Source organism: Streptomyces sp. NPDC099050 (assembly GCF_044759865.1).
In the GTDB taxonomy this organism is placed as follows: Bacteria; Actinomycetota; Actinomycetes; order Streptomycetales; family Streptomycetaceae; genus Streptomyces.
Genome location: NZ_JBIWAE010000009.1, coordinates 208,166 through 233,952 on the forward strand (window position 1 = coordinate 208,166; position 25,787 = coordinate 233,952).

Annotated in this window: 21 protein-coding genes; 8 read left to right on the top strand and 13 right to left on the bottom strand. The window is 72.7% G+C overall.

What is annotated here, in order from left to right; translation table 11 throughout:
• The first annotated feature begins 98 nt into the window (after window positions 1-98).
• Window positions 99-560 carry a MaoC family dehydratase gene (locus tag ACIQV3_RS17935; protein ID WP_327307527.1) on the top strand — a complete coding sequence of 154 codons (462 nt, stop codon included), beginning with the start codon at window positions 99-101 and terminating at the stop codon, window positions 558-560.
• 71 nt (window positions 561-631) lie between these two features.
• Here ACIQV3_RS17935 and ACIQV3_RS17940 read toward each other — a convergent pair whose 3' ends face one another.
• From ACIQV3_RS17940 to ACIQV3_RS17950, 3 genes are all read right to left on the bottom strand, one after another.
• Window positions 632-1,273, bottom strand: a complete 642-nt coding sequence (locus ACIQV3_RS17940) for a TetR/AcrR family transcriptional regulator (protein WP_403713339.1) — start codon at window positions 1,271-1,273, stop codon at window positions 632-634.
• A 63-nt stretch (window positions 1,274-1,336) separates the two neighbouring features.
• Window positions 1,337-1,648, bottom strand: a complete 312-nt coding sequence (locus tag ACIQV3_RS17945) for a YiaA/YiaB family inner membrane protein (protein ID WP_403713340.1) — start codon at window positions 1,646-1,648, stop codon at window positions 1,337-1,339.
• Between the two features lie 81 nt (window positions 1,649-1,729).
• Window positions 1,730-2,881: an acyl-CoA dehydrogenase family protein gene (locus ACIQV3_RS17950; protein ID WP_403713341.1), complete on the bottom strand. Its 1,152-nt coding sequence runs from the start codon at window positions 2,879-2,881 to the stop codon at window positions 1,730-1,732.
• A gap of 232 nt (window positions 2,882-3,113) precedes the next feature.
• Between ACIQV3_RS17950 and ACIQV3_RS17955 the strand changes: the two genes are divergently transcribed.
• On the top strand, window positions 3,114-3,764 hold the full coding sequence (locus ACIQV3_RS17955) for a TetR/AcrR family transcriptional regulator (RefSeq protein ID WP_403713342.1): 651 nt from the start codon (window positions 3,114-3,116) through the stop codon (window positions 3,762-3,764).
• 85 nt (window positions 3,765-3,849) lie between these two features.
• Here the strand turns inward: ACIQV3_RS17955 and ACIQV3_RS17960 are convergent, their stop codons facing one another.
• The 4 genes from ACIQV3_RS17960 to ACIQV3_RS17975 all read right to left on the bottom strand — a co-directional run bounded on the left by ACIQV3_RS17960 (window position 3,850) and on the right by ACIQV3_RS17975 (window position 8,898).
• Window positions 3,850-4,929, bottom strand: coding sequence for a zinc-binding dehydrogenase (locus tag ACIQV3_RS17960; protein ID WP_403713343.1), 1,080 nt, complete (start codon window positions 4,927-4,929; stop codon window positions 3,850-3,852).
• Window positions 4,930-4,958: 29 nt separating this feature from the next.
• A complete protein-coding gene (locus ACIQV3_RS17965; protein ID WP_403713344.1) occupies window positions 4,959-6,371 on the bottom strand; it encodes an aldehyde dehydrogenase family protein in 1,413 nt (470 codons plus the stop codon).
• Window positions 6,372-6,461: 90 nt separating this feature from the next.
• On the bottom strand, window positions 6,462-7,970 hold the full coding sequence (locus ACIQV3_RS17970) for a CitMHS family transporter (RefSeq protein WP_403713346.1): 1,509 nt from the start codon (window positions 7,968-7,970) through the stop codon (window positions 6,462-6,464).
• Between the two features lie 34 nt (window positions 7,971-8,004).
• Window positions 8,005-8,898, bottom strand: a complete 894-nt coding sequence (locus tag ACIQV3_RS17975; protein ID WP_403713348.1) for an IS982 family transposase — start codon at window positions 8,896-8,898, stop codon at window positions 8,005-8,007.
• Between the two features lie 124 nt (window positions 8,899-9,022).
• Between ACIQV3_RS17975 and ACIQV3_RS17980 the strand changes: the two genes are divergently transcribed.
• Window positions 9,023-9,634 carry a MepB family protein gene (locus ACIQV3_RS17980; protein ID WP_403713350.1) on the top strand — a complete coding sequence of 204 codons (612 nt, stop codon included), beginning with the start codon at window positions 9,023-9,025 and terminating at the stop codon, window positions 9,632-9,634.
• Window positions 9,635-9,733: 99 nt separating this feature from the next.
• Here the strand turns inward: ACIQV3_RS17980 and ACIQV3_RS17985 are convergent, their stop codons facing one another.
• Window positions 9,734-12,013 carry a molybdopterin oxidoreductase family protein gene (locus ACIQV3_RS17985; RefSeq protein WP_403713352.1) on the bottom strand — a complete coding sequence of 760 codons (2,280 nt, stop codon included), beginning with the start codon at window positions 12,011-12,013 and terminating at the stop codon, window positions 9,734-9,736.
• 735 nt (window positions 12,014-12,748) lie between these two features.
• Between ACIQV3_RS17985 and ACIQV3_RS17990 the strand changes: the two genes are divergently transcribed.
• On the top strand, window positions 12,749-14,113 hold the full coding sequence (locus tag ACIQV3_RS17990) for an AMP-binding protein (protein WP_403713353.1): 1,365 nt from the start codon (window positions 12,749-12,751) through the stop codon (window positions 14,111-14,113).
• A gap of 70 nt (window positions 14,114-14,183) precedes the next feature.
• On the opposite strand, the gene ACIQV3_RS17995 is transcribed toward ACIQV3_RS17990, so the two are convergent.
• The 4 genes from ACIQV3_RS17995 to ACIQV3_RS18010 form a co-directional block, all read right to left on the bottom strand.
• Window positions 14,184-14,804 carry a TetR family transcriptional regulator gene (locus ACIQV3_RS17995; RefSeq protein ID WP_403713430.1) on the bottom strand — a complete coding sequence of 207 codons (621 nt, stop codon included), beginning with the start codon at window positions 14,802-14,804 and terminating at the stop codon, window positions 14,184-14,186.
• A gap of 49 nt (window positions 14,805-14,853) precedes the next feature.
• Window positions 14,854-16,299 carry a hypothetical protein gene (locus ACIQV3_RS18000; protein WP_403713431.1) on the bottom strand — a complete coding sequence of 482 codons (1,446 nt, stop codon included), beginning with the start codon at window positions 16,297-16,299 and terminating at the stop codon, window positions 14,854-14,856.
• A gap of 370 nt (window positions 16,300-16,669) precedes the next feature.
• Entirely contained in the window at window positions 16,670-17,485 is an 816-nt protein-coding gene (locus tag ACIQV3_RS18005) for a hypothetical protein (RefSeq protein ID WP_403713432.1), read from the bottom strand.
• A gap of 92 nt (window positions 17,486-17,577) precedes the next feature.
• Window positions 17,578-19,758 carry a right-handed parallel beta-helix repeat-containing protein gene (locus ACIQV3_RS18010; protein WP_403713355.1) on the bottom strand — a complete coding sequence of 727 codons (2,181 nt, stop codon included), beginning with the start codon at window positions 19,756-19,758 and terminating at the stop codon, window positions 17,578-17,580.
• An 847-nt stretch (window positions 19,759-20,605) separates the two neighbouring features.
• Between ACIQV3_RS18010 and hmgA the strand changes: the two genes are divergently transcribed.
• Window positions 20,606-21,928 carry a homogentisate 1,2-dioxygenase gene (gene hmgA, locus ACIQV3_RS18015; RefSeq protein ID WP_403713356.1) on the top strand — a complete coding sequence of 441 codons (1,323 nt, stop codon included), beginning with the start codon at window positions 20,606-20,608 and terminating at the stop codon, window positions 21,926-21,928.
• 10 nt (window positions 21,929-21,938) lie between these two features.
• Window positions 21,939-22,739 carry a GntR family transcriptional regulator gene (locus ACIQV3_RS18020; protein WP_403713358.1) on the top strand — a complete coding sequence of 267 codons (801 nt, stop codon included), beginning with the start codon at window positions 21,939-21,941 and terminating at the stop codon, window positions 22,737-22,739.
• A 37-nt stretch (window positions 22,740-22,776) separates the two neighbouring features.
• Here the strand turns inward: ACIQV3_RS18020 and ACIQV3_RS18025 are convergent, their stop codons facing one another.
• Entirely contained in the window at window positions 22,777-22,938 is a 162-nt protein-coding gene (locus ACIQV3_RS18025; RefSeq protein ID WP_403713359.1) for a hypothetical protein, read from the bottom strand.
• 172 nt (window positions 22,939-23,110) lie between these two features.
• Here ACIQV3_RS18025 and ACIQV3_RS18030 point away from each other — a divergent pair, with 172 nt between their 5' ends.
• Together ACIQV3_RS18030 and ACIQV3_RS18035 are read left to right on the top strand one after the other, a co-directional pair.
• A complete protein-coding gene (locus ACIQV3_RS18030) occupies window positions 23,111-24,262 on the top strand; it encodes a type ISP restriction/modification enzyme (protein WP_403713433.1) in 1,152 nt (383 codons plus the stop codon).
• A 1,013-nt stretch (window positions 24,263-25,275) separates the two neighbouring features.
• Complete coding sequence (locus tag ACIQV3_RS18035; RefSeq protein WP_403713360.1) at window positions 25,276-25,506, top strand: GntR family transcriptional regulator; 231 nt, start codon at window positions 25,276-25,278, stop codon at window positions 25,504-25,506.
• The last annotated feature ends 281 nt before the right edge of the window (window positions 25,507-25,787 follow it).

Below are 25,787 nucleotides of genomic sequence, written 5' to 3' on the forward strand. Positions count from 1 at the left end.
TCGGCCGGGCCGGGATTCGGGGCGGGCACTTCGTTGACAGATCCACGACGGCCCCAGCATGCTGAGCAAGCGCTTATTCGCCAGGGAGAGGTACGGGTATGTCCGAGCCGAGGATCTTCACGTCCGCCGAGGAGCTCACCGCCGGGATCGGCGCACCGCTCGGCCCGAGCGACTGGCTGGAGGTGGACCAGAAGCGGATCGACCTCTTCGCGGACGCCACCGGGGACCACCAGTGGATCCACGTGGACCCGGAGCGGGCGGCGTCCGGACCCTTCGGTTCCACGATCGCGCACGGATACCTCACGCTGTCGCTGCTGCCGAGCCTGGTGCCGCAGATCATGCGGGTCGAGGGCATGCGGATGGGCATCAACTACGGGGTCGACAAGGTGCGTTTCCCCGCGCCGGTGCCGGTCGGTTCGCGACTGCGGGCGACCGCGCTGATCACCGAGGTCGTGGAGGCGGGCGGCGGTGTCCAGGTGTCGGCCACCGTGACCGTCGAGCGCGAGGGCGGCGAGAAGCCCGTGTGCGTGGCGCAGTCGGTGTCCCGCTACTACTTCTGACCGGTCACCACTCCGACCGGTCACCGCTTCTGGCCGGCTACCGCTTCCGACCGCCTACTGCTTCCGACCGCTTACCGCTTCCGACCCGATCGCGGCCCGCCCGCGCCCACCATGCGGAGCACGAGACCGGCGTAGAGCGCGCCGACCTCGTCGGGCGTGCGGCTGCCGTCCGCGCTGAACCAGCGGGCGACGTCGATGCAGAGCGACAGCACGGCGAGGGTGGTGCCGGGGACGTCGGGGACGAAGAACTCCCCGGCCTCGACGCCGTCGGCGAGGATGCGGCGGATCGCCGCGTCGCTCCGGCGGCGCAGGGCCACGATCTCGGAGCGGTGCTCCGGAGCGAGAGCATCGAGCTCGTACTGGACCACGCGCGCGGTGGTGTGATGGGCCGCGTGCCACCGCACGAAGGACCGTACGGCCGCGTCGAGCCGTTCGGCGGCGCTGCCGGGCCCGGAGGCCGCGGTGTCCAGGATCTCCAGGGCCTTGTCGTGGCCGATCCTGCTGATCCGGTGGAGCAGCTCTTCCTTGGTCTTGTAGTGGATGTAGAGCGCGGCCGGGCTCATGCCGGCCCGTCCCGCGATGTCCCGCGTGGTGGTGGCGTGGTACCCGCGCTCCGCGAAGGCCTCCACGGCGGCGACGAGCAGGCGCCGGGCGGCGTCGGGGGTGACCTCCGACCACGGCCGGTAGCCGCCGATCTCCTCCACGCTGTCCATCGCTCGCCCACCCTCTTCGGCCCGTAGGAATGAACAACACCTTACCGGAGGGTGAGCAAGCGCTTAGCGATCCTGCGGAGCGGGCTGCTTCGGGGTGGCGAAGGGGTCGTAGCTCGTCATGATCTTCTCCATCCGGGCCTGGTCGACCCGGCTGACGATCTGGGTGACCTCCTGGCGGTCGCGGATCACCTTGGCGAGGGTGAAGGCCGAGGTGGTCAGGTAGAGGACCGCGATGCCGAGGAAGGCGCGGACCCAGCCGTCGGCCTCCATGTTGTAGATCCCCAGGGAGACCGCACCGATGGCGATGCCGAAGGAGGCGACGGCCTGGCCGTAGTAGGCCCCGGTGTTCTGCTGCTTGACCTGTGTCTCGTTCATGGGTCCAGCTTCGGGCGGGCCGGGCACCGGCACATCCGCGCGCGTACTCACGTACGTACTCAGAAAGCCGGCGGAAGGCCCTCAGAAGGCCGAAACCCCCGTGCGGGCACGGCCGATGAGGAGCTTCTGGATCTGGCTGGTGCCCTCGTAGAGGGTCATCACGCGGGCGTCGCGCAGCAGCTTGCCGGCCGGGTACTCGTCGATGTAGCCGTAACCGCCGTGCACCTGGAGGGCGTTGCTCGCGGCGCGAACGGCGGCCTCGGAGGCAAAGAGCTTGGCGGTGGAGGACTCGGTGGCGAAGGGAAGTCCCCGGTCGATCAGATCGGCGACCCGCCAGGTCAGCAGCCGGGCCGCGTCCACGTCGACGGAGATGTCGGCGATCAGCTCCTGGACCAGCTGGTGGTGGGCGATCGGCTTGCCGAACTGCTCGCGCTGGGCCGCGTAGGAGACGGCCGCGTCCAGTGCGGCCTGGGCGATGCCGACACAGCCCGCGGCGACGGACATCCGGCCCTTGGCGAGGGCCGACATGGCGACGGAGAAGCCCTTCCCCTCGGGGCCGAGCATCGCGGAGGCGGGCACGCGCACGCCGTCGAGGACGAGTTCGGCGGTGGCCTGGCCGCGCAGGCCCAGCTTGCCGTGGATCTCGCGGCGGGTCAGGCCGGGGGCGTCGGCGGGCACGAGGAACGCGGAGATCCCGCGGTGGCCGGGGTCCTCGTTCGTACGGGCGAAGAGCAGGACCACGTCGGCCCAGGTGCCGTTGGTGATGAACATCTTGCTGCCGCTGATCACGTACGCGTCACCCTCGCGCCGGGCGCGGGTGGTGAGGGCGGCGGCGTCGGAGCCGGTGCCGGGCTCGGTGAGCCCGAAGCAGCCGAGGGCTTCGCCGGAGCACAGGCGCGGCAGCCAGGCCCGCTTCTGCTCCTCGCTCCCCCAGGCGGCGACGGTCTTGGCGACCAGCCCCAGGGAGACGGAGACGATGCCGCGGACGGCGGAGTCCCCGCGGCCGAGTTCCTCGGTGACCAGGACGTAGGAGAGGTGGTCACCGCCGGAGCCGCCGTACTCCTCGGGGACGGTCAGGCCGAGGAAGCCGACGGAGCCGAGCTTCTTCACGATGGCCCGGTCCACGCTCTCGGCGCGGTCCCACTCGGCCGCGTACGGGGCGATCTCGCGCTCGGTGAACGCGCGGGCGAGATCACGGACGGCGGACTGCTCCTCGCTGAGCTCAAGGTTCACCGGGCACCTCCGGGTGGGACGACGGGATCGGGCGGGGACGGGCGGGGACGGGCGGGGCGGACTGGGACGGACCGGAACGGGCAGGACCGCACGGGGACGTGCCGGACCGGACGGGGACGTGCCGGACCGCAGGGGGACGTGCCGGACCGCAGGGGGACGTGCCGGACCGGTGGGTCTCGGGCCGTTAATTACCACCGCTAGTTTAAATGCGGCAGGCCTTACTATGTGGCGCATGGCCAGACCGCGCAAGCCCCTCCTCAGCAGATCCCGCATCGTCGAGGCGGCGGGCGCACTGGTGGACGGCGAGGGGCTGGAGGCCGTCTCGACGCGGCGGCTGGCGGCGGCGCTGGGCGTCAGCGGGCCTTCGCTGTACAACCACTTCCGCACGAAGGACGAGATCCTGGACGCGGTCGCGGACGCGGTGAGCGCACGGGTCGACCTGTCGATGTTCGAGGCCGGCGACGGCCGTGAATGGCAGGTCGCGCTGCGCGACTGGGCACACTCGTACCGGGCAGCCCTGTCCGACCATCCGAACATCGTCCCGGTGCTGGCACGCGGGCCGGGTCGCAGGCCGGCCGGACTGCGGGTGGCGGACGCCGTCTTCGGGGCGATGACCGCGGCCGGCTGGCCTCCGGCCCAGGCGACCCGGATCGGGGCGCTGATGCGGTACTTCATCCTCGGCTCGGCGGTGGGTTCCTTCGCCCGGGGTTTCGTGGACGACGAGACGGCCTACGACCCGTCGGACTATCCGCACCTGGGCCAGGCCCACCTGCTGGCGGAGCGCCAGCGGGAGGTGGACGAGGGCGCCTTCGAAACGGGCTTGGCGGCGCTGCTGGACGGCCTGGCCCTCCAGTACGCGGCGCTGCGGGAGACCACCGCCTGACGGCCGGCCTGACGGCTGGCGCGCCTCTTGGGAGACCGCCCTGCGGGAGGCCCGTGGTGGGCGGGCCTCCCGGGCGGGCCGGCTGCTAGAAGACCACCAGCGAGCGGCCGCCCTTGCCCGCCAGCATCGCGTCGAAGGCCGCCGGGATGCCGTCGAGGGTGATGCGGTCGGTGACGAGCGCGCCGAGGTCGAGGCGGCCCGCACGGACGTGGGCGGCGATCACCGGGAGGTCGCGGGCGGGGTCGCTGTTGCCGTAGACGCAGCCGGTGAGGGTGCGGGCGAAGTGGAAGATCTCCAGGGCGTTGAAGGTGACCTGCTGCTCCTTGCCCCCGATGCCGACCACCGTCGCGCGGCCGCCGCGCCGGGTGGACTCCCAGGCGGCCCTGATGCTCGCGGCCCGGCCGGCGCACTCGACGGCCACGTCCGCGCCGTGGCCGCCGGTGAGTGCGCGGATCTCCTTGGCGGTGGTCTCGGAGGCGAGCAGGAACTCCGTGGCCCCGGCCGCCCGGGCCAGCTCCTCCTTGTCCGGGGAGACGTCCACGGCAACGATCGGGCCCGCCATCGCGATCCGGGCCGCCTGGAGGGCGACCAGACCGACGCCGCCGACCCCGAAGACGGCCACCGACTCCCCGGGGCGGACCTGGGCGCTGTGGTGGACGGCCCCGTAGCCGGTCAGGACCGCGCAGCCGAGCAGTGCGGCCTCGGCGAGCGGGATCCCGGCGGGGGCGGGCAGGACGCAGTTGGCCGCGACGACCGTCTCCTCGGCGAAGGCGGCCACGTTCAGCCCGGGGTGCAGCTCGGCGCCCAGGGCGTCGTGGGCGTACACCGCCCCGACCCCGGTGAGCGCCTTGGCGCAGAGCCAGACCTCGCCGATCGAGCAGTGGTGGCACTGCCCGCAGGACGGGGCCCAGTTGAGCACCACCCCGTCGCCGGGCGCGACATGGGTGACCCCTTCGCCGACGGCGAGGACCGTGCCCGCGCCCTCGTGGCCGAGGACGGCGGGTACGGGAACCCGCATGGTGCCGTTGGTGAGGGAGAGGTCGGAGTGGCAGACCCCGGCGGCGGCGAGCCGCACCCGGACCTGGCCGGGGCCTGGTTCGGGCAGCACGATGTCCCGTATCTCCAGGGGGGCTCCGACGGCGGGCAGGATGGCGGCGCGGACCATGATCGTCGTCTCCGTGTATGCGAGGCCGGTCAGAACTGAAGGGACTTGGTCTGGAGGTACTCGGCGAGGCCGTGCGGGCCCAGCTCGCGTCCCACGCCCGACTTCTTGTACCCGCCGAAGGGCGCGAGCGGGTTGAAGCGGCCCCCGTTGATGTCCACCTGGCCGGTGTCCATCAGGCGCGCGAAGGCCACGGCCGTCTCCTCGTCCGCCGCCCAGACCGCCCCGCCCAGGCCGTAGTCGGTGCCGTTCGCGATGGCCAGGGCCTCGTCCTGGTCCTCGTAGGACAGGATCGACAGGACCGGGCCGAAGATCTCCTCCTGGGCGATGGTCATCCCGGGCGTGACGTCGGCGAACACGGTCGGGGCGATGAAGTACCCCTGCTCGTGCGGCGCCTCGGGCCCGCCCGCGACGAGACGCGCGCCCTCCTCCACGCCCTGGGTGATGAACCCGCGGACGCGGTCGCGCTGCTTGGCGCTGACGACCGGCCCGAGGCGGGTGCCCGGGTCGAGGGGGTCGCCGGAGGCGTACTTGGCCGCGGCGGCGGCCGCGAGTGAGACCGCCTCCTCGTACTCGTCGCGGTGGACGAGCATGCGGGTGAGCGCGTTGCAGCTCTGGCCGGCATTGTTCATGACGTGGCCCACGCCGGAGGCGACGGCCTTGGCGAGGTCGGCGCCGGGCAGGATGACATTGGCCGATTTGCCGCCCAGCTCCAGGGCGACCCGCTTGACGGCGGCGCCGGCCGTGGCGCCGATCTGCTTGCCGACGGCGGTGGATCCGGTGAAGGAGACGAGGTCGACTCCCTCGTGCGCGGCCAGTGCCTGGCCGGTGACCGGGCCGGTGCCGGTCACCAGGTTGAAGACCCCGGCGGGGATCCCCGCCTCGTGCACGGCTTCGGCGAAGAGCTGCGCGGTCAGCGGGGTGTCCTCGGCGGGCTTGAGGACGAGGGTGCAGCCTGCGGCGAGAGCGGGTGCCACCTTGGCAACGATCTGGTGCAGCGGGTAGTTCCAGGGGGTGATCGCCCCGACGACGCCGACCGGCTCCAGCAGCACGGTCGAGTTCCCGATCCGCTCCTCGAAGGCGTACGAGGCCCCGAGCTCGGCGTAGGAGGAGGCCACGGCGATCGGCGCCCCGACGTGGACCATCTCCGAGAACCCCAGCGGCGAGCCCAGCTCGGCGGTGATCGTCTCGGCTATCTCACCCTTGCGGGCGACCAGTACGTCGCGCAGGGCCCCGATGAGGGCGGCCCGCTCGGCCGGAGCCGTGGCCGCCCAGGCCGGGAAGGCCGCGCGGGCCGCTCGTACGGCCGCGTCCACGTCCTCGGCCGTACCGGCCGGGACCGAGGCGATCGGCCGCTCGTCGGCCGGGTTGAGGACCTCGATGCGGTCCTGGCCGAGGGCGGCCCGCCACTCGCCGCCGATGTACATCCCGTCATGGGCCTTCATGGCAATCCTCCCGAGCACGCACGAATCTGACGTCGCCAACACCCTACAAACTAGCGTCGGTAGTTTTGTGTGCGCCAGGGGCGGCGGGGGTCAGATGATGCCGAAAAGCATTCCTGCCGCCAGGACCACCAGGGACGTCAGGGCCGCCCACTTCACGGTGAACCGGGTGTGGTCGCCGAACTCGACCTTGGCCATGCCCACGAGGACGTAGACGGCCGGAACGAGCGGGCTCGACATGTGCAGGGCCTGCCCGACCAGGGAGGCGCGGGCGATTTCGAGCGGGGAGACCCCGTGGGCGGCGCCGGCCTCGGCGAGGACCGGCAGGACGCCGAAGTAGAAGCCGTCATTGGACATGAAGTAGGTGAGGGGGAGGCTGAGCAGGCCGGTGACCAGGGCCATGTGCGGGCCCATGCCCTCGGGGATGGCGCCGACGAGCCAGTCGGCCATGTGCTTGACCATGCCGGTGCCGGTGAGGACGCCGGTGAATACGGCGGCGGCGAAGACCATTCCGGCGACGTTCAGGACGTTGTCCGCGTGGGCGGCGATCCGGGCCTTCTGGTCCGGCATGTGGGGGAAGTTGACGGTGAGGGCGAGGGCGGCCCCGAGGAGGAAGAGCACCGGGATCGGGAGCAGTTCCATGATCATGGCGGTGAGCAGGGCGACGGTGAGGCCCGCGTTGAACCAGTAGAGGCGGGGACGCAGGGTCGGGCGGTGCGGGTCGAGGCCCTGGAAGCCGTCGCCGGCGGGGGCGGGGTCCGCGGCGGGGGCGGGGTCCGCGGCGGGGGCGGGGTCCGCGGCGGGGGCGGCGGGGGCGGCGCTCCCGGCGGGGCCGGGCGGGGCGGAGCCGGAGGAAGCGGAGCCGGTGGAGCCGGAGCCGGTGGAGGCGGTACCCGTGCTCCCGGCGGCGGCCGGGCCCGTACCGGCCGCGACCAGGAGTTCCCCGGCCGGCTCGGCCGACCGCTCGGTGTCGCCGGGGAGGGTCAGCGGGCCGAGGCGGCGGCGTTCCTTGAGGCCGAGGACGTAGGCCAGGACGAAGACGAAGAGCAGGCCCACCGCGAGCGCGGGGATCATCGGTACGAAGATGTCGCCGGCGTCGAGCTTGAGCGCGGTCGCGGCGCGGGCGGTGGGGCCGCCCCAGGGCAGGGTGTTCATGACGCCGTTGGCGGTGGCCGCGACACCGGTCATGACCACCAGGCTCATCCCGAGGCGCTTGTACAGCGGGTACATCGCCGAGACGGTGATCATGAAGGTGGTCGAGCCGTCTCCGTCGAGCGAGACGATGGCGGCGAGGACGGCGGTGCCGACGACGACGCGCATCGGGTCGGCCCTGCAGAAGCGCAGGATGCCGCGGACGATCGGGTCGAAGAGGCCGACGTCGATCATCACGCCGAAGTAGACGATGGCGAACATCAGCATGGCGGCGGTCGGCGCGAGCTTGCCGACCCCGTCGATGACGTAGTCGCCGAGCTGCGCGCCCTGACCGGCGAACACGCAGAACAGCGCGGGGATGAGGACGAGCGCCGCGATGGGCGACATTTTCTTCAGCATGATCAGGACCAGGAAGGTCGCGATCATGGCGAAGCCGAGGAAGGTCAGCATGGGGGGAACCTAGACGAGTCATTCCGAATGATCGTTAGTGGTCGTAGGCGATCAGGGATCGTGTGACCGGCTGGCCGGTCTTGTGGTTGTGCCAGATCGCCGCGGCCATCGCGAGAATGCGCTGGGCGACGCGGACGGCGACGCCTTCGAAGGTCCGACCTCCGTGTCGTTCCAGGTCGAGCTGGCCCTTGAGGGTGTCGTTGACCGACTCGATCAGCTGTCGTACCGACTTCAGGAGGCTCTCGCCCTTGCGGTTCTTCTCGCGTTTAAACGACGGCCGCAGCAACTCGGCGCCCCGCAGGGTCAGATCGGTCTCGAACTCCTTGGAGGCGAAGCCTTTGTCGGAGATCACCAGCAGCCCCGGCCGGTCGGTGACCGTCTCCGGTTCGCGGTCGAGCATCGCGGTCAGCACTTCGCGCTCGTCGAGCTTCGGGTTTGCCAGGGCCCACAGGATCGGCATTCCGGTCGGGGTGCATACCAGGAACAGGCGAAGGCCCCAGAAGAACCGGCTGTGGCTGGCGCAGTATCCGTATCCGGCCCAGCCGGCTACGTCCGAGCGTTTCACCGTCGGGCGCGAGCGACCGCATTCCACCGGCGTGGAGTCGACGATCCAGTGGTTGTCGAACCAGAAGTCCGTGTCGACGGCCAGCAGCCGTATGGCCTTCTTGACCAGCGGCAACGCGGCCCTCAGCCGCTTGTTCCAGCCCGGCTGCTTTGGCACGTACGGGAACATCGCACCCAGGCGGGAGTCCACGAACCGCAGCCACCGCGACTCCGAGGTGAAACCGAGTATCGCCTGGGCAACGGCAAGCGTGACCAGCTCGGAGTCCGTCAACCGTGGTGGACGGCCCAGCCATCGGGCCTCTCCGATCTCGTCGTCGATCTTCACGTAAAGTGCTGTCAGCAGGGCGTCTAGGTTGTTCGTCACACAACGATCTTGGACGCCCTGTCTGCGTTCCCGGACACACCGTCAGCATTCGGATTGCCTCGACGAAAGCGACGTCCCCCAAGTCGAGCCGACTGCGTCCAAGCACCCGTGACAGAGTGGACGAATGACGGCGAACCGCGAGTACTCATCCGATCTCCACCCCAAACCGTGGTTGGACACCGACCAGGCCCACGGAGATCTCATTGCGGCGAAGGCGCTCGTCTACGACCCCTGCGGGTTCACCTGCTCGCAGCCAGTGCCCGAAGCCGAGGGCGCCGCTTACGCCGCCCACGAGTTCACCCTTAACGGCCTCTCCATCCGGTTCCGCGCAGCCAAGACGACCCCCACCAAGGTCGGCCAATTCGTCACCGTCTGGAAGAGGTCCCCGGCCGGGCCTATCCAGCCCTTCGACGCCACGGACCCCGTCGACCTCTTTATCATCAGCACCCGCGACCATCACCACTTCGGCCAGTTCGTCCTTCCCATGGACGCGCTCCGCCAACACGGTGTCGTATCAGCAAGCGGTTCCGGTGGGAAACGAGCCTTCCGCGTCTACCCGCCCTGGGTGACCACCACCAACCGCCAGGCCAGCAGTGCGCAGGCGTGGCAGCTGGACTTCTTCCTGCACCTGCACCAGGACGGGCCTGTCGACCTGGCCCGCGCTCAAGAGCTCTACCACCTGCAGGATGGCGCTGGCACAACCACAAGACCGGCCAGCCCAGCACGCGATCGCTGATCACCTACGACCACTGATCATTCGGAATGACTCGTCTAGGTGCCTCCTCCGGGGGCCAACAAGACGTCCGCACGTGAGCAATACGAGCAAAACCCCAGCTCAGGGGATGGGTGTCAGTTCGACGGGGAAGCCGTTGAGCACGGCGGTGCCGGAGAGCGGGTCGAGTCGGCTGCCGTCGAGGAGCTGGTTGACGTTGACTCCGGGCGTGGCCGCGGCCACGGACAGGCGGGTGCCGGGCCGGTCGTGGCCCCAGCCGTGCGGGAGGCTCACGACCCCGGTGCGGAGGGTGTCGGTGACCTCCACCGGCACCTCCAGGCTGCCCCCGTCGGCGGTGATCCGGGCCAGGCGCCCATCGGTGAGGCCGAGCCGGGCGGCGTCGTCCGGGTGGACCTGGAGGGTGCAGCGGTTGGAACCTCCGGCGAGGGCCGGGACGTTGTGCATCCAGCTGTTGTTGGACCGCAGGTGGCGGCGGCCCACGAGCACCAGGGCGGCGGGGCGCTCGGCCAGCGTCCCGCGCAGCCTGGGGAGTTCGGCCGCGATCGGGTCCGGCAGCAGCTCGATCCTGCCGCTGCGCGTCCTGAGCAGGCCGGGGAGCCGGGGCCGCAGCGGGCCCAGGTCGATTCCGTGCGGGTGCGCGCGCAGCCGCTCCAGCCCGAGTCCGCCCGGGGCGGCGGGCGCGCCAGCGCGGGTTCCCGTAGCGACGCCGCCGGGCAGGTCCGCGGCCTCGGCGAAGCGGTCTCCGTAGGGGCCCAGCCGGAGCATCAGGTCGAGGCGGCGCTCGGGGCCGCTGCCGCCCGCGAGCAGCCCGGCGAGGCGCGCCGGATCCTGGCCGCGCAGGGGAGAGTCCGGGTCGGCGCACTCCCTGGCGAGGGTGGCCCCGATGGCCAGGTCGTCCACGGCGACCGGATCGGTTCCGTGCATGCCGGAGACGGCGAGCACGAGACGGGCCTGGATCTCGCACTCGTCCATGCGCCCGTCTTCGAGCGGGACGGCGGGCGGCGAATAGCGGACCTGGTTGCGGATGGCGAAGGTGTTGAAGGAGAAGTCGAAGTGGGCGCTCTGCGAGGGCGGCGGCGGGGGCAGCACCACGTGGGCGTGGCGCGAGGTCTCGTTGAGGTAGGGGTCGACGCTGACCATGAAGTCGAGCCCGGCCAGGGCCGCGTCGAGGCGCCGGCCGTCGGGGGCGGACAGTACGGGGTTCGCCGCGATGGAGACGAGGGCCCGGATCCGCCCCTCCCCGGGGGTGTCGATCTCCTCCGCCAGGGCGGACAGCGGGAGTTCGGCCTTGGCCTCGGGGTGGCCGCTGACCCGGCTGTGCCAGCGGCCGAGGCCGAACCCCTTGCCGGGTCCGGCCGGCCGGGGTGCGCGGTCGGTCGCGGACAGCGGGAACAGGGCCCCGCCCGGCCGGTCGAGATTGCCGGTCAGGACGTTCAGCACGTCGACCAGCCAGCTGGAGAGCGTGCCGTACTCCACGGTGCAGCTGCCGATCCGCCCGTAGACGGCGGCGGTCGGCGCGGCCGCGAGGTCGCGGGCGAGGTCGCGGATCTCTTCGGCCGTGAGGTCGCAGGCGGGGGCGACGGCCTCGGGAGTGAAACTACCGAGCGCTTCGCCGAGTTCCCCGATTCCCTGCGTGTGTTCCGCGAGCACGCCCGGATCGGCCAGCTCCTCGGCGAGCAGCGTGTGGGCCAGGGCCGCGAGCAGCAGCGCGTCGCTGCCGGGGCGCGGTGCGAGGTGGCGGTCGGCGAGTTTGGCGGTGCGGGTGCGGCGCGGGTCGACGACGACGAGGGTGCCGCCCCGTGCGCGCAGCGCTTTGAGCCGCCCGGGGAAGTCGGGTGCGGTGCACAGGGAGCCGTTGGACTCGACCGGGTTCGCCCCGAGGAGCAGGAGGAAGTCGGTGCGGTCGAGGTCCGGGACGGGGATGGCGAAGGGATCACCGAAGAGCAGCCCGCTCGAGACGTGTTTGGGCATCTGGTCGAGGGTGCTGGCGGTGAAGAGGTTGCGGGTGCCGAGGGCTTTGAGGAGCAGCGGGGGGTAGAGCTGGCCCGCCATGGTGTGGACGTTCGGGTTGCCGAGGACGACGCCGACGGACTGGGGCCCGTACGTCCTCACGAGCGCGGGGACCGCGTCGGCGATGGCCTGGAAGGCCTCCTCCCAGGTGGCTTCGCGGAGCCGGCCGTCGCGTCGTACGAGCGGGGTCCGCAGCCGGTCGGGGTCAGCGTCGAGGCCACCGAAGGCGGCGCCCTTGGGGCAGATGAAACCGCGGCTGAACACGTCGTCGCGGTCCCCTCTGGCCCCGGTGACGGTGGTGCCTTCGATGGTCAGCGTGAGGCCGCAAGTGGCTTCACAGAGGGGGCAGATGCGCAGGGCGGTGCGGGGCATGGGCCCTCCAGGGGCAGCGGGCTGCGGCACGGGGCACGGGCACCGTGCCCGCGCGAGCGGCACCGAGCATACCGACCGGTAGGCACGGAGGGGAGGGTCCGCGCCCGACGGAATCCGGGAGCGGGGCGGTGGCGGGGCGGGCAGGGCCGGGTTGGGCGCCGCGGGGGCCGGGTTGGGCGACGCGGGGGCCGGCCGGGGGCGGGGCCACCCGGGGGGGGCCTGGCCGGCCTGGGGGGGCCGGGTCAGCCGGGGGGCCGCAGGGGTCAGACGGAAGGGCCGGGAGCGGCCGGGGTCAGCCGGGAGCGGCCGGGCTTCGCCGGGGTCAGCCGGGGGGCCGCAGGGGTCAGCCGGAACGGCCGGGCTCAGCCGGGAGCGGCCGGGGTCAGCCGGAGCCGCCAGTCGGGCCCGTATCCGCCCGGAGCTACGTCGATTCGGCCCGGAGCCGCCCGGAGTCACGCCGATTCGGCCCGGAGCCCCTCGGGGCCACGCCCATTCGGCCCGGAGAACCGCTCGAGCCGATGGGCAAGGAAACACCTCCGCTTGGGCGACTCCGCAAGCCGCCGAGCGGGCCGCCCATACCCGCGCCGCCGCCTCGCGCATGCGCGCCCGCCACCGCATATCCCGGCCGTTCTCCCAGGTCAGCCGCCCCCATTGGGCCTTCTGCTGACGCAATCCAGCGGCCTTGGTCGGGACAGCACATTGCCCCTGGGGGGTGGGGCCGGATTGGATTGCCGAATGACATCCATGCTCGACGGCTGTACGCCCTGGCCCGAGGAATTCGCCGACTACTACTGGGCGTCCGGCCACTGGCGGGGCAACACGCTGGACAACCTGCTGCGCGGCTGGGCCGTACAGTTCGGACCGCGGACCGCACTCGCCCACGGCGGCACCCGCATGACGTACGCGGCCCTGAACCGCCGGGTGGGCCGGATGGCCGCCGGGTTCCGGCTGCGCGGCCTGCGGCCCGGGCAGCGGGTCGTCGTGCAGCTGCCCGATGTCCCCGAGCTCGTCGTCACCGTGTTCGCCCTGATGCGCGCCGGCGCGGTCCCCGTGCTCTGCCCGGTCTCGCACCGCGCGCCCGAGGTGTCCCGCGTCGTCCAGGTCTCCGAGGCCACCGGCTACGTCGGCCCCGCGACGTACCGGGGCTTCGACCACACGGCGATGGCCGCCGGCATCGCGGCCCGAGGACCCTTCCTGCGCCGGGTGTTCACCTTCGAGGCGCCGGGCGCCTCGGACCCGTACGGCGGTTTCACGACCGACCCGGCGGGCTGCCACTACTTCCCGCTGCACTCCCTCGACTCGCCGCCCGAGCCGGCGCTCCCGCTCAGCGCCGGGCAGGTGGCGTTCTTCCTGCTCGCGGGCGGCGCCGGTGAGGCGCCCGAGCTGGTGCCGCGCACCCACAACGACTACGCCTACCAGGCGCGGGCCGCGGCCGAGCTGGTGACGCTCACCCAGGACGACGTGTACCTCGCCGCGCTGCCCGGCGACCTGAACCTCGCCTTCGGCGGCCCCGGCATCATCGGCACGCTGACCGTCGGCGGCACCGTCGTCCTGGTCGAGGACCCGGAGCCCGCCGCGCGCCTGGCGGCCGTCGAGCGGGAGCGGGTCACCGTCGCGGCGCTGACCCCGGACACCGCCCGGAGCTGGCTCGGCGCACGTGCCGAGGTCCAGGCGGACACGAGCAGCCTGCGTCTCGTACAGATCGGCGGCAGCACCCCGCCCCTGGACCGCGCGAGCGCCGAACGGGTGGTCGCCGAGTGGGGCTGCCGCCTCCAGCAGACCTTCGGTACGAATGAGGGGCTCCTCACCCTCACCCGGCCCGGCGATCCGGACGAGACCGTGCTCACGACGCAGGGCCGCCCGCTCTCGCCCGACGATCAGATCCGCGTCGTCGACGCGGACGGCGAGCAGGTCCCGGACGGGGAGCCGGGCGAACTCCTGGCCCGCGGCCCCTACACCGCGCGCGGCTACTACCGTTCGCCCGGCCTCAACGCGCGCGCCTTCACCTCCGACGGCTACCTGCGCACCGGCGTCCTCGCCCGGCGCACGGCGGACGGCAACCTGGTGGTGACCGGCCGCGTCGGGAGCGCCGCACGATGAGCTGAAACGGCGGCCTCCCGGGCACGGAAGGCCGCCGCCCGCCCCGGCCCGAAGCGCCCGCTCCGCCCGGTCAGTCCAGGACGCGTGCGAGGTAGGCGTGCATCATCGCGCGGGTTTCGGCAACGATGCCGGGGTCGCCGGCCGGGTCGTTGCGGAAGGCGAGCTGGATCAGGGCGTCGGTGGCCTCGACCGCGACCAGGACGGCCCGCTCCAGGGTGGGGTCCGGGGTGAGGGCGAGATGGGCGCCGAGCAGTTCGGTGAGGCGGGCGGCGACCAGGTGGTTGGGGTCGGACGCGGGCCCCTCGGACGGTGGCGCCGGCACCCCGAAGTCGACGAGGGCGAAGCCGGGCACGCTGCGCTTCATGACCAGGTACTCGTCCAGCACCGCGTCGACGACCGGGCGCCAGTCGGTGTCCGGGAGGTCCGCGAGCCGCTGCTCGATGCCGTCGGCGTAGCGGTCGAGGTTGCGGTGGGCCAGGGCGATGGCCATGGCCCGCTTGTTGCCGAAGAACCGGTAGACCGAGCCGATCGGCACGCCGGCCCGCAGGGCCACGGCCCGGGTGCTGAGGTTCTCGTAACCGGTCTCGTCGAGGAGTTCCGCGCAGGCGTCGAGGATCCGGGCGAGGCGGTCGGCGCTGCGCTGCTGGATCGGCGTCCGGCGCAGGGGGTGGGCTGGGGGCACGGGGTCCATCATGCCGCTCCTGGGTGCACGGGTCGGCGGCGGTACCGGTTCGGCCGTCTCAGTTCAGCAGCAGGCTGAGGCCGCCCACCGTGTACGTGATCATCAGCGCGAGCAGTGGCAGTTGCCCGGCGACGGCTTTCGCGGGCGGGAAGAGGCGTACGGAGCGGTCGTGCGCGGCGATCACTCCGAGTACGTGGCCGGTCACGACGGCGATCACCTGGAGGGCGGCGAGGCCGCCGGGACCCAAGGGAGACAAGGGTTCTGGGGCGTTGTCAGTGCCCACTGCCATGATTACTGTGCGTGGTCCTTCGGTGACCAGGAGGGAGAAATAGTGGGCGACGAGATAGCCGAGGGCGATCGGTACGAGTGAGTGCGCGAAGGCGGTCAGCGGGCCGGGGTGCGGGCCGCAGACGAGGCGGGTGACCGCCGCGCAGAGGCAGTAGAGGGCAGCGACGAGCGCGATGGCTCCGAGCAGTCCGAGGGTGGCCGCTGCGGTGCGGCCGAGGGGGGAGGTCTGGATCGCGTTGATCCACGAGGGGTTGTCGGAGAAGCCGTCGTAGGCGGTGGACCCGAGCAGGACGCAGACGGTGGCGACGAGTCCGGGCCGCTCGGGCGTCGCGTCGAGTCCGTGGAAGGGGTTACGGAGAACGAGGCGGCCGTCGCTGCGACGGCCGAGGGGGGAGAGCCGGGCGAGGAGGGCGGAGTACACCTCGAAGGCGTCTCCGTCGGCGAACCAGCCTTCGCCGTAGCGGGCGGCGAGCAGGAGCTGTACGGCGGCGTAGCCGGTCAGGGCGATGAGGAGGGTGGTGGTGGACGCGGGATCGGGAGAGACGAGTTCGAGCCAGGTGAAGGCGAAGAGGCCGGCGGCGGCCGGCCATTGCCCGAGCCGGGCGGGGAGCGGGCGGTGCGGTCGGGGCTCCGGGCCGGGGGACGGCGGGCGCGGGGCCTCCGGGCCGGAGGGATCCGGCACCACGGCGAGGTGCGGTGACGGGGGGCGCGGGCTCCGGGAGGAGTGCGCGGCGGCGGCCGTGGCCGTACGGCCCGTACGGCCCGCACGCAGCCTCCCCGACAGCCGGGCGAGCAGCCGGTGCAGGGTGCGGAGCGGGTTGAGGAGGCGCCAGACGGGACCGAACAGGAGGGAGGCGGGGACCAAGCCGACCCAGAGCAGGACGTAGACGGCGCCCGGTGCGGGGTTGCGGGCGGGGTCGTCGGGGCCGAGGAGGAGGTACAGGAGGACGGCGAGCGCGGCCGCGAGGCCGAGCCCGCGCAAGGCGGTGCGGGTGGCCGGCGCGTCGGCCACCCGCTGGAGCCCGGCGGGCAGGGCAAGGCCCGAGCGGTCGCCGCGGAAGCGGGAGGCCGACCAGAGGAGACCCAGCGCGAGGAAGGAGACGAAGAGCGCGGTGAAGGCGCCGGCGAAGGCGTAGAACGGCGAGATCGGCAGATCGTGCTGCGATCCGATGCCGTGCGCGAGCACGGTGAGCGGGTCGGCCGGGTGAAAGACCACGCCCCGGCCGGAGCCGCCACCGGACACCGCGTACGGGAGGGCCTGCGGCCCGTACCCGGTCACCGCCGGACCCCCGGGGCGGACATCGCGAGCCGATCCGGGGCCGGATCCGGGGTCGGAGCCGAGGTCCCAGCCGAGGCCGGAGCCGAGGCCGAGGCCGGTGTCGGGGTCCCAGCCGGGGCCGGAGCCGAGACCGAGGCCGGTGTCGGGGTCCCAGCCGGGGCCGGAGCCGAGACCGAGGCCGGTGTCGGGGTCCCAGCCGGGGCCGGAGTCCCGACCGGAATCGGGGTCTCGGTCGGAGCCACGGGCCCGGTCGGAGCCGCGGGCTCGGACGGGGTGGGGGTCGGGTTGGTGAGGGGAGGTGGCGGGGTCATCGGACGAGGAGCTGGGTCAGGACGAGGTCGGACTCGTGGGTCTCGACCTCGAAGAGGCCCGTGCGGTCGGCCGTCAGGATCAGGGTGGCCTCCTGGCCTGCCGGCAGGGTGAGTTCCTTGTCGAAGCCGTGGACGTGCAGGGTGTCCGTGCGGTCGCTGGTGACCCGCAGGGCCACGCGTTCGCCGCGGGTCACCTCCACCCGGCCCGGGGCCGGGCTGACCTTGCCGTCCCGCACGGTGAGGGTCACCGTGCGGTCGGCCCGCTCCGCCTCCGGGGTGTGGTCGTGGGTGGACTGGGCTGATCCGGCGACGAGTTGGAGGTCCGCTTCGATCGGCTTGCCCGCCACCGCCCAGGCCGTGTGGTCGTCCGCGTAGAGGCGGACGGTCAGGGTGTGCGTGCCCTCCGGCACCTGCGCGGCGGGCAGGTGGAACCACGGGCCGTACAGGCGCGCCAGTTTGCGGCCGTCCAGCTCCAGGTGCGCGTGACCGGCACCCGGGAGGGCGGCGCCGCCGGTGCTGTCGGGGGTGAAGTGGAAGTTCTTCACCGCCAGTTGGAGGTTCCAGCCGTCCTCGGAGTCCGGCCGGGCGGTGAGCCGGACCTCCGGCGCGCCCTCGGCCGGGACCTCCCGGAGCCGGTGGCCCGCGCCGTCGTCGGCGGTGAGCAGGGTGCCGGTCTTCCCGGAGGCCTGCTCGTGGGTGGTGCCGGGCTTGTGGTGGGTGGCGGCCCGCCCCCCGCAGCCCGTCGCCGCCCCGCCGGCCAGGAGCAGGGCCAGCGCGAGCAGCGCCGCGGCGCGGCCCGTCCGGCGGGACAGGGGGGACCGGCGGGGCGGCGTACCGCACACGTCGCACCAGGTGCGCCGTTCGGAGCGGTCGCCCGGGTGGCCCGGGTGGCCCGGGTGGCCCGTCACGGCCGGTCTCCCCCGGCCGCGGGGCCGCCTTCGGCCTCGGCCTCGGCCTCGGCTTCGGCCTCCGCGCTGCGGGTCGGGGCCGGGCCCGCGGGGACGGGGACCCGGTCGCCGGCCGGGTCTCCGCCCGGGCCTGCCGGGCGGGCCGGCGTGCCGCCCGGACGCGCGGCGGCGATGACGGCCCAGAGGACCCAGACCACCGCGACGAGGGACCGGATCCAGGCGGGGCTGAGCGGGATCCAGGGAACCATCAGGACGGCCTTGTCGAAGGCGTCGAGGAGGGTGAGCGCGCCGAGCAGCAGGGTCAGGCGGGCCAGCCAGGGCCGGGTGGGGCGCAGGGCGAGGCCGGTGCCGGTCCACCACAGGCCGAGGCAGAGCAGCGCCAGCGCCGGGACGAAGGTGCCGACCAGGCCCATCGTGGAGCCGGCCACGTCCAGGGCCAGGCCCGCGAGGCCGAGCAGGGCGGCCACCCCGGCCAGCCGGGCCAGGGAGGGACGAATGCGTCGCAGGCGGCGCCACCACAGGAGGCCGCCGACCAGGAGGAGGACCGCCGCGACGGCGAGGGCGAGCTGGGTCTCCACCCGCTGGAGGCCCCGGGAGCCGTACCAGTCGCAGCCGGCCGGGAGTTTGCGCGCCTGGACGCTGTAGTCGGCGCAGACGAGGAGCTGGGCCAGCTTCACCGGTTCACCGGCCAGCCGGGCCGAGGCTCCGGAGACCGCGCCGCGGCGCTCGCCGCACTGCGGGAGCGTGCCCGGGGTGGAGCCGTCCGGGCCCTGCTGCCAGCAGTTGCCCCGGCCCTGGCCGTCCCACCACACGTCCATGCCGTTGGGGCGGGAGGCACCGGACTTGTCCTTGCCCAGGATGTTGCCGGCGTAGCGGTTGTGGTGGGAGGTGTCGGTCTGCTTGGACAGCTCCTCCTCGCCGCGGATGAAGGCGGGCACGGCCGAGAGGAAGAAGCCCGCGCGCTGGTGCCCGTACACCCAGTTGTTCTCGTAGAGGTTCCAGTTGCCGCCGGCGGTGATGATGCCGGTGCCGGGGGGCATGGAGATCTGCGGGCAGACCACCCCCTGCTCGTAGCCGCGCTCGGCGGGCGGTTTGGCACAGGTGCCGTCCGCGACGTAGCGGTAGTAGTCGGCGTTGTTGTCGTGGATCAGGTTGCGTTCGAAGCGGGCGTGGTTCTGCGGGAGGCCGGGGTGGCCGGGGAAGGCGCTGTCCATCGAGGCGCCGCCCATGTTCTGGTCGAACTCGTTGTCGTGCACGTACACGGAGTCGCCCGCGGTACCGGAGTAGCCGACCATGTTGTGGTGGCTGCGGCAGCCGGTGATCTCGATGGAGTAGCGGGGGACGTCGTAGCCGCGGTCCTCGTTGATGTCGGAGGCGCTACCGGGGTAGATGCCGGAGTCGCCGTTGCCGTAGGACTCGCAGTTCTTGTACAGCCCGTGATCGCTGGCGAAGGTCAGGAAGCCGTACTCGTCGTTCCAGCGGGTCAGCACGTCGTCGATGACGAAGCCGTCGCCCGCGAGGACGTAGAGCGAGTTGAAGGTGGTGCGCTGGGCGGTGAAGTTGCGGAAGTAGATGCCGTTGGACTTGTCCGCGCGGATCCCGTTCAGCTTCTGGTACTTGGCGTCGATGACCACGTCCTGGCGGGAGGCCCCGGTGCCTTCGATCTGGAGGTCGGTCTTGCCGAGGATGGCGACCAGGTTCTGGTTGTGGCGGCAGGCCACCTGCTGCTCGTAGCTCAGGATCTGGTAACCGAGCGAGGAGTTGGGCGCCTTGAGCGCGGCGCACTCCCCGGTGGGCTTGGGGAGCGAGGGCTCCTCCTCGTAGAGGCCGGGGAGGATCGCGATGTTCATGCCCGGGCGGTCCACGGCGTCGACCGCGGCCTGGAGATCGCGGAAGCCGTTCTTCTCGCAGCGCTCGTAGAGGGCGAGGTTGCGCTGCCTGAGGGCGTCGGGGAAGGCGGATATCCGGCGCTCGAAGGCGGGCCGGTCGGTCTTGCAGACGATCAGGTCGGGCTCGCCCGTGCGGTACACGGGTACGGAGCCGGTGCCGTCGGGGAACTCGACGGGGCGCTCCTCGTGCGCGCTCGCGGCGGGCGCGGCGACGAGGAGTGACAGGAGCGCTAGGAGGGCGGCGAGGAGCGCCGCCGGCACGGCAGGAAACCTGCGGGTCCACGACATGCGCGTGAGAGTAGAGGAATGTTCATCTTTTGGGATCCCCTCGCGCAGGAATAGGGCTCTGACGGGCCAAGTCGTAACCCGCGCCTGGGCCGGGGACATGCCTGTGCGCGGCCGGGGCCGTGCCTGGGCGGGGGCCGTGGCCCCGGCCTGGGCCCGGGCACCGCCCTGGCCGCCACCCCGCCCGCCGAGCCAGCGCCTCCCCGGACCCGCCCTACCCGCCACGCCGACGCCCGCCGGGACACCGTCCTACGAAGGCTCGAGCGTCGCCCTGCGCAGGCCGGGACACTGTCCGATGCAGGCCCGGACCCCGCCTTACCCAGGCCCGGGCCCCGTTCGGCGCAGACCCGAACCCCGACCGATGCGGGCCCCGGCCCCGACCTGCGCAGGCCCGGACCCCGACCGACGCGGGCCGGACCCCGTCCTACGCCCGCCCAGACCCCGCCCTACGCCTCCCTGGGCGTCGCCCCGACCCCAACCCCGGCCCCTGCCCGGACACCGCCCGGCGCCCGCCCGGGCGGCGCCCCGACCCCACCTCGACCCCTACCCGGGCCCGCCCGGCGGCTGCCCGACCCCGCCCCACGCCTGCGCGACCCCCGCCCGACCCACCGCGACCCCCACCCGGCCTCGCCCCGACCCCACCTCGGCCAGCCCCCGACCGCACCCCGGCCAGCCCCCGACCCCACCTCGGCCAGCCCCCCGCCCCCGCCCGGCCCCGCCCCGCCCGCCTGTCGGTCGGCCTGTCGGTCGGCCTGTCCGTCGGTCGACTGACCGGAATCCCCCGTTGACGCACGAGCCCAGGAATCCTACTGTCAGGCATAGGATTCCTTCGGCAGACCGGGAGCGTGCAATGAGCGGCGGCAGCGAGCAGGCCAGGAAGACGGCGGAGGGGTTGGAGTATCTCACCGGCTTCGGCAACGAGCACAGCTCGGAGGCCGTGCCCGGGGCGCTGCCGATCGGGCGGAACTCGCCCCAGCGCTCCCCCCTCGGCCTCTACGCGGAGCAGCTCAGCGGCAGCGCGTTCACCGAGCCGCGCTCCCACAACCGCCGCTCCTGGCTCTACCGGATCCGCCCCTCGGCCGCGCACCCGCCCTTCGCCCGGACCGGCAACGGCGCCCTGCGCTCCGCGCCCTTCACCGAGGCCCCGGCCGACCCGAACCGGCTCCGCTGGAACCCGCTGCCGGACCCGGCGCCGGGTACGGACTTCCTGTCCGGCCTGTGGACCCTCGGCGGCAACGGCGACGCCGCCCAGCGCTCCGGCATGGCCATCCACCTCTACTCCGCGAACGCCTCGATGACCGACCGGGTGTTCAGCGACTCCGACGGCGAGCTGCTGATCGTCCCGGAGCGCGGTGGTCTGCTCCTGCGCACCGAGTTCGGCCTGCTCAGCGCCCGGCCGGGCGAGATGGCGCTGATCCCGCGCGGGGTCCGCTTCCGCGTGGAACTCCAGGACGAGACCGCCCGCGGGTACGTCTGCGAGAACTACGGCCGGCCCTTCGAGCTGCCCGACCTGGGCCCCATCGGTGCCAACGGGCTGGCCGCCGCCCGCGATTTCCGCGCGCCGGTGGCCTCGTACGAGGACCACGAGCGCCCGACCGAGGTGGTGAACAAGTTCTGCGGCAACCTCTGGACCGCCACCTACGACCACTCCCCCCTCGACGCGGTCGCCTGGCACGGCACGCACGTCCCGTACGTCTACGACCTGCGCAGCTTCAACGTCCTGGGCTCCATCAGCTACGACCACCCCGACCCGTCGATCTTCACCGTGCTGACCTCGCCCTCCGACACGGCGGGCCTGGCGGGCGTGGACTTCGTGGTCTTCGCGCCGCGCTGGCTGGTCGGCGAGGACACCTTCCGCCCGCCGTACTTCCACCGGAACGTGATGAGCGAGTACATGGGGCTCATCGACGGCGCCTACGACGCCAAGGCGGAAGGCTTCGTGCCCGGCGGCGGCTCGCTGCACAACATGATGTCCGCGCACGGCCCCGACCGGGAGACCTTCGACCGGGCGAGCGCCGCCGAGCTGAAGCCGCAGAAGATCGACGACGGCCTGGCCTTCATGTTCGAGACCCGCTGGCCGATCACCGCCACCGCCCAGGCGGCCGGCGCGGACCACCTGCAGAGCGGATACGACGACGTCTGGCAGGGCCTCCAGCGCCACTTCCGCGCCTAACATCACGAGCATGCCGCGCGGCGCCGCCGCCGCGCCCACCCCGTCCTACGGAGATCCACCCGTGACCGCCTTCGCCCCCGACTCGCTGGTACTGAACCGGAAACTGCCCCTCTGGTACCAGGTCTCCCAGTCGCTGCGCGCCTCCATACTCGGGCGCACCGCGGACGCCTCGCTGCGCCTGCCCACCGAGGAGCAGCTCGCCGAGCACTACGGGGTGAGCGTGCTGACCATGCGGCAGGCGCTCAAGGAACTGGAGACCGAGGGCCTCATCAGCCGCCACCGGCGGCGCGGGACCTTCATCGAGCCGGGGGCGCTGCGCGGGGCCCCGGTCCGGCTGCTCGGCTCGGTCGACGCGATCGTGGCGCAGCAGTCGGGCGACCGTACGACGATCCTCGGGCACGAGCGGACGGCGGTGTCCGGGGAGCTGCTGGAACACTTCCCGGACATCGCCGAGGTGGTCACGTACCGCAGGCTCCGCCACGACAGCGAGAGCGGCGAGCCGACCAACTGGGCTGAGAACGCGGTGCGTCCGGAGCTCGCCGACTCCATCGACCTGGCGGATCTGGCGCGTTGGCCGATGACCAAGGTGCTGCGGGACGTCGCGAAGGTGGACATCAGCCGGATCACCGACACCGTGGAGGCGCGGCTCGCCGACCCGCTCACGGCCGAGCTGCTCCAAGTGCCCTTGCTGAGCCCGATCCTGCACTACACGGGCGTCACCTACGACGGCTCCGGCCGGGTGGTCGACGTGGCGCGGATCCGGTACCGCGGGGACCGGTTCTCCTTCACCGTGACCGTCGACGCGCACTGAGGCGGCTCATCGACGCGGCCAACGAGCGGCGCACCCGCTACTTCTGCTCGTCCTCCGTTCCGCGCTCGCCCTCCGCCTGGGAGGGGGTGGTCCGCTGCGTCTGCGCGTGGCGGAGCTTGCGCTGCTTCTCGTCCAGGTCCTCGTCGAGCCGTTCCCCCTCGGCCTGCGACGGGGTCGAGTACTCGTCGTACTGGCTCATGTCCGCCTCCCGGGTCATCCGGTCCAGCCCGGCTCCGTCCGGATCCGGGCAGATCCCTCCATAGCGAGCCTAACTCTCCGGCCTGGACGCGGCCCGGTCACCGGGTGGCGTCGCTACCATCGGCCGGGTGAGCGCTGACGCATCCCCGCGGGACCCGCTGCTGGACGACCTGATGCCCTGGGCCGTGGGCTCCCTGCGCCTGGGCCGGACCTGGGTCGCGGCCCCCGATCCGGCGACCCTGCGTGCCCGGTGGGCCGCCCTGGCGGCCTCGGAGGGCCCCGAGCGGGAGCGGCTGTTCCGCCCGACCCGGGCGCGGACCCCGGGCGCCGGGGCGGCGGCGCTGCCGGGTCAGCGCGCGGGTTCCACGGCCCGGTTCGCGGACACTCCCGGGCCGCGCCCGGACCCCGTACGGATCCTGCGCGAGCCCTTCGACGAACAGTGGCTGCTGCCCGACCAGCGGCTCATCGACCTGGCCCGCCCGGAGCTGTGGCGGGTGCTGGACGAGCACCAGTTGTTCGTCGTGGAGCCCGCGCAGCCCGCGGAGCTGCTGGTCACCGCGCACCTCCCGGCCGGCCGGCTCGGGCGGATCCGCCCGCTGCACCGCCGGCCGGGCGGCGCCGAGCCGAATCTCGCCCCCGGGCTGCAGCACCTGCTCGGCGAGCGGTACGGCACCTGGGTCACCCCCGAGGACGTGCTCTGCTGGATCCTCGCCGCCGGCCGCCCCGGCCCCCGGGGGTACGAGGTCCCCCTCACCGCCGACGCCGCGCGCTGGCGGGCCGGGCTGGAGCTGGGCCACCGGGTGCTCTCCGTCCGGCTGCGCGGGGCTCGCGGCGGCGAGGCGCCCCGGCTGCCCGGCGGGCGCCGGCCGTACGTCCGCTCGGCGCTGCCGGCGTGGCCGCGCGGGCTCTCGTACGACCCGGGGAGCGAGACCCTGACGGTCGGGGGCGGGGAGGGCGGCGAGGGCGGCACCGTGTCGCCCGTACCCGCCGGAGCGTGGGAGTACGAGATCCAGGGGGTCCGCGTCCTGGAGTCCTGGTTCGCCGCCCGGCTCGCGCACCGGGACCCGGAGGCCGAGGGGCTGGACGCGGTGGGCCCCGACGAGTGGCCGCAGGGCTGGACCTCGGAGCTGCTGGAGCTGGTGACGACCCTGGCGCTGCTCGCCGAACTGGAGCCGGAGCGGGCTGCGTTCGAGGTGGGCCCGGTGCTGAGCGCCGCCGAGCTGCGGGTGGGCGGGGTGCTGCCGCCTCCCGGCTGGGCCCGGCGGCCGGCCTCGGTCCTGGACCACCAGGAGGAGGGGCCGGGCGGGCAGTTCGCACTGCTCTGAGGCGCGGGGGCCTCGGGGCGGGTGGCCCTGCGGGGCGGAGTCCCGCTGCGGCCATTGCCGCTGCGCGGGGCTGAGTCCCGCTGCGGCCCTTCCACCGTTCCCAGGGCTCTGCCCTGACCCGGTCCTCAAACGCCGGACGGGCTGAAAGGAAGAGGGGTCCCGGGCTGCGCCCGAACCCCCTGGGGCTCCGCCCCGGTGGACCCTACACCCCGGGACCTAGAAAAACACCAGGTCAGTGGACATGGAAAAGCCCCGCCCGACGTGGTGTCGGACGGGGCAGCCAGCGGGGCGCTACGGCCAGTGCAGCTCACCAGGCATGGGACCGGGGGCAATGCTCGGAGCGCGCTCAGGGCAGGCCCACAGCGTCGTTCCGGGGCCGCTGGTGCTGTGGATCTCGCGTACCGCTACGGGCGCTTCCGTCTTCACGTGACAGACGATGCACACCGCCACGTTCGCGGGGAGCAACAGCGGGAACAGTTCGGGGCCGGTCATGCCGACACCGCCGCAGCGAACGCACTGCGCGGGAAGGGTGCCCCCTTGTACGTGTACGGATAGTCCACGCCGATGGCCGCGAACTCTGCCGCGTAGCGTCGCTCCCGCTGGACCGGGGAGAGAATGAGGGTGCTTTCCGCGTCGGTCTCGGGGCGGAAGATTGCACGGGCCTGCGTACTGCTGGGGCCGATCCACGGGCGTGCGCTGTAAGGCACGGCGGGGGCGGGCTCGGGTCGGTAGGCGCCGGAGTGCTTCCCGGGCGTTCGCCCGCTCGACTCCCATCGGAGCGCACAGTAAACGGCGAGGACGGACGAGAGTCCGATGATGATGAAACCTATAAGCTCGCGCATGGTCGTTCAGCTCCCTTAAAGCTGCTGCGACTGAGCCCCGGCAGACCGTTCGAGCGGTCTTCCGGGGCGTTTTCGTTTCCGACGGTAGCCATCCTGTATCCACCTGTCTATAGCTGGATATGGACAGCAGTGTCTATGAGTACATGGCTGGTGTTGTGTAGCGTCCAGGGCGTGAAGTACGACCCAACCCGCCCGAAGTGGGTACAGATCGCGGAAGTCGTTCGGGCTCGCATCGCGTCCGGCGAGTACCCGCAACACCACCTGATCTCCGAAGTTCAGTTGGCGGAGGAGTTCGAGGTAACCCGCGTAACCATCCGCAAGATGACAGCCGCACTGCGGGAAGCGGGCCTCATCATTACTACGCCCGGCATGGGCTCGTTCGTCGCGGGTACCGACGACTGAGCCCGCCTAGCCATCCACGCAGCGGCTAAGCGGGCTCACGGTTGTTCGCGGCGCCGATGATCAACAATCCGCGCATGCCACGTTGCGAGGATGACCGCTGACCGGATCAATGATGATCGTTACGCCCGATCCGTGCGGACAGACGCGGCGCACACGTCGACTCGGGCCCGTCACCGTGCGGCAGGTGTCCAACAGGGTGACTGCCTCGCTGTAGCGGGGATCGGTCCACTGTGCCCTACGCCGCTCTTCGCTCACCGCATCCTCCTCGTTGCAGAACGTGG

Coding starts and splice junctions, on each gene's coding strand:
- ACIQV3_RS18020 (WP_403713358.1), top strand. CDS start 21,939: ATGCCGCGCGGCGCCGCCGCCGCGCCCACCCCGTCCTACGGAGATCCA.
- ACIQV3_RS17990 (WP_403713353.1), top strand. CDS start 12,749: ATGACATCCATGCTCGACGGCTGTACGCCCTGGCCCGAGGAATTCGCC.
- ACIQV3_RS17940 (WP_403713339.1), bottom strand. CDS start 1,273: ATGGACAGCGTGGAGGAGATCGGCGGCTACCGGCCGTGGTCGGAGGTC.
- ACIQV3_RS17935 (WP_327307527.1), top strand. CDS start 99: ATGTCCGAGCCGAGGATCTTCACGTCCGCCGAGGAGCTCACCGCCGGG.
- ACIQV3_RS17955 (WP_403713342.1), top strand. CDS start 3,114: ATGGCCAGACCGCGCAAGCCCCTCCTCAGCAGATCCCGCATCGTCGAG.
- ACIQV3_RS17985 (WP_403713352.1), bottom strand. CDS start 12,013: ATGCCCCGCACCGCCCTGCGCATCTGCCCCCTCTGTGAAGCCACTTGC.
- ACIQV3_RS17995 (WP_403713430.1), bottom strand. CDS start 14,804: ATGGACCCCGTGCCCCCAGCCCACCCCCTGCGCCGGACGCCGATCCAG.
- ACIQV3_RS17965 (WP_403713344.1), bottom strand. CDS start 6,371: ATGAAGGCCCATGACGGGATGTACATCGGCGGCGAGTGGCGGGCCGCC.
- ACIQV3_RS18010 (WP_403713355.1), bottom strand. CDS start 19,758: ATGTCGTGGACCCGCAGGTTTCCTGCCGTGCCGGCGGCGCTCCTCGCC.
- ACIQV3_RS17945 (WP_403713340.1), bottom strand. CDS start 1,648: ATGAACGAGACACAGGTCAAGCAGCAGAACACCGGGGCCTACTACGGC.
- ACIQV3_RS18025 (WP_403713359.1), bottom strand. CDS start 22,938: ATGAGCCAGTACGACGAGTACTCGACCCCGTCGCAGGCCGAGGGGGAA.
- ACIQV3_RS18030 (WP_403713433.1), top strand. CDS start 23,111: ATGCCCTGGGCCGTGGGCTCCCTGCGCCTGGGCCGGACCTGGGTCGCG.
- ACIQV3_RS17980 (WP_403713350.1), top strand. CDS start 9,023: ATGACGGCGAACCGCGAGTACTCATCCGATCTCCACCCCAAACCGTGG.
- hmgA (WP_403713356.1), top strand. CDS start 20,606: ATGAGCGGCGGCAGCGAGCAGGCCAGGAAGACGGCGGAGGGGTTGGAG.
- ACIQV3_RS17970 (WP_403713346.1), bottom strand. CDS start 7,970: ATGCTGACCTTCCTCGGCTTCGCCATGATCGCGACCTTCCTGGTCCTG.
- ACIQV3_RS17960 (WP_403713343.1), bottom strand. CDS start 4,929: ATGGTCCGCGCCGCCATCCTGCCCGCCGTCGGAGCCCCCCTGGAGATA.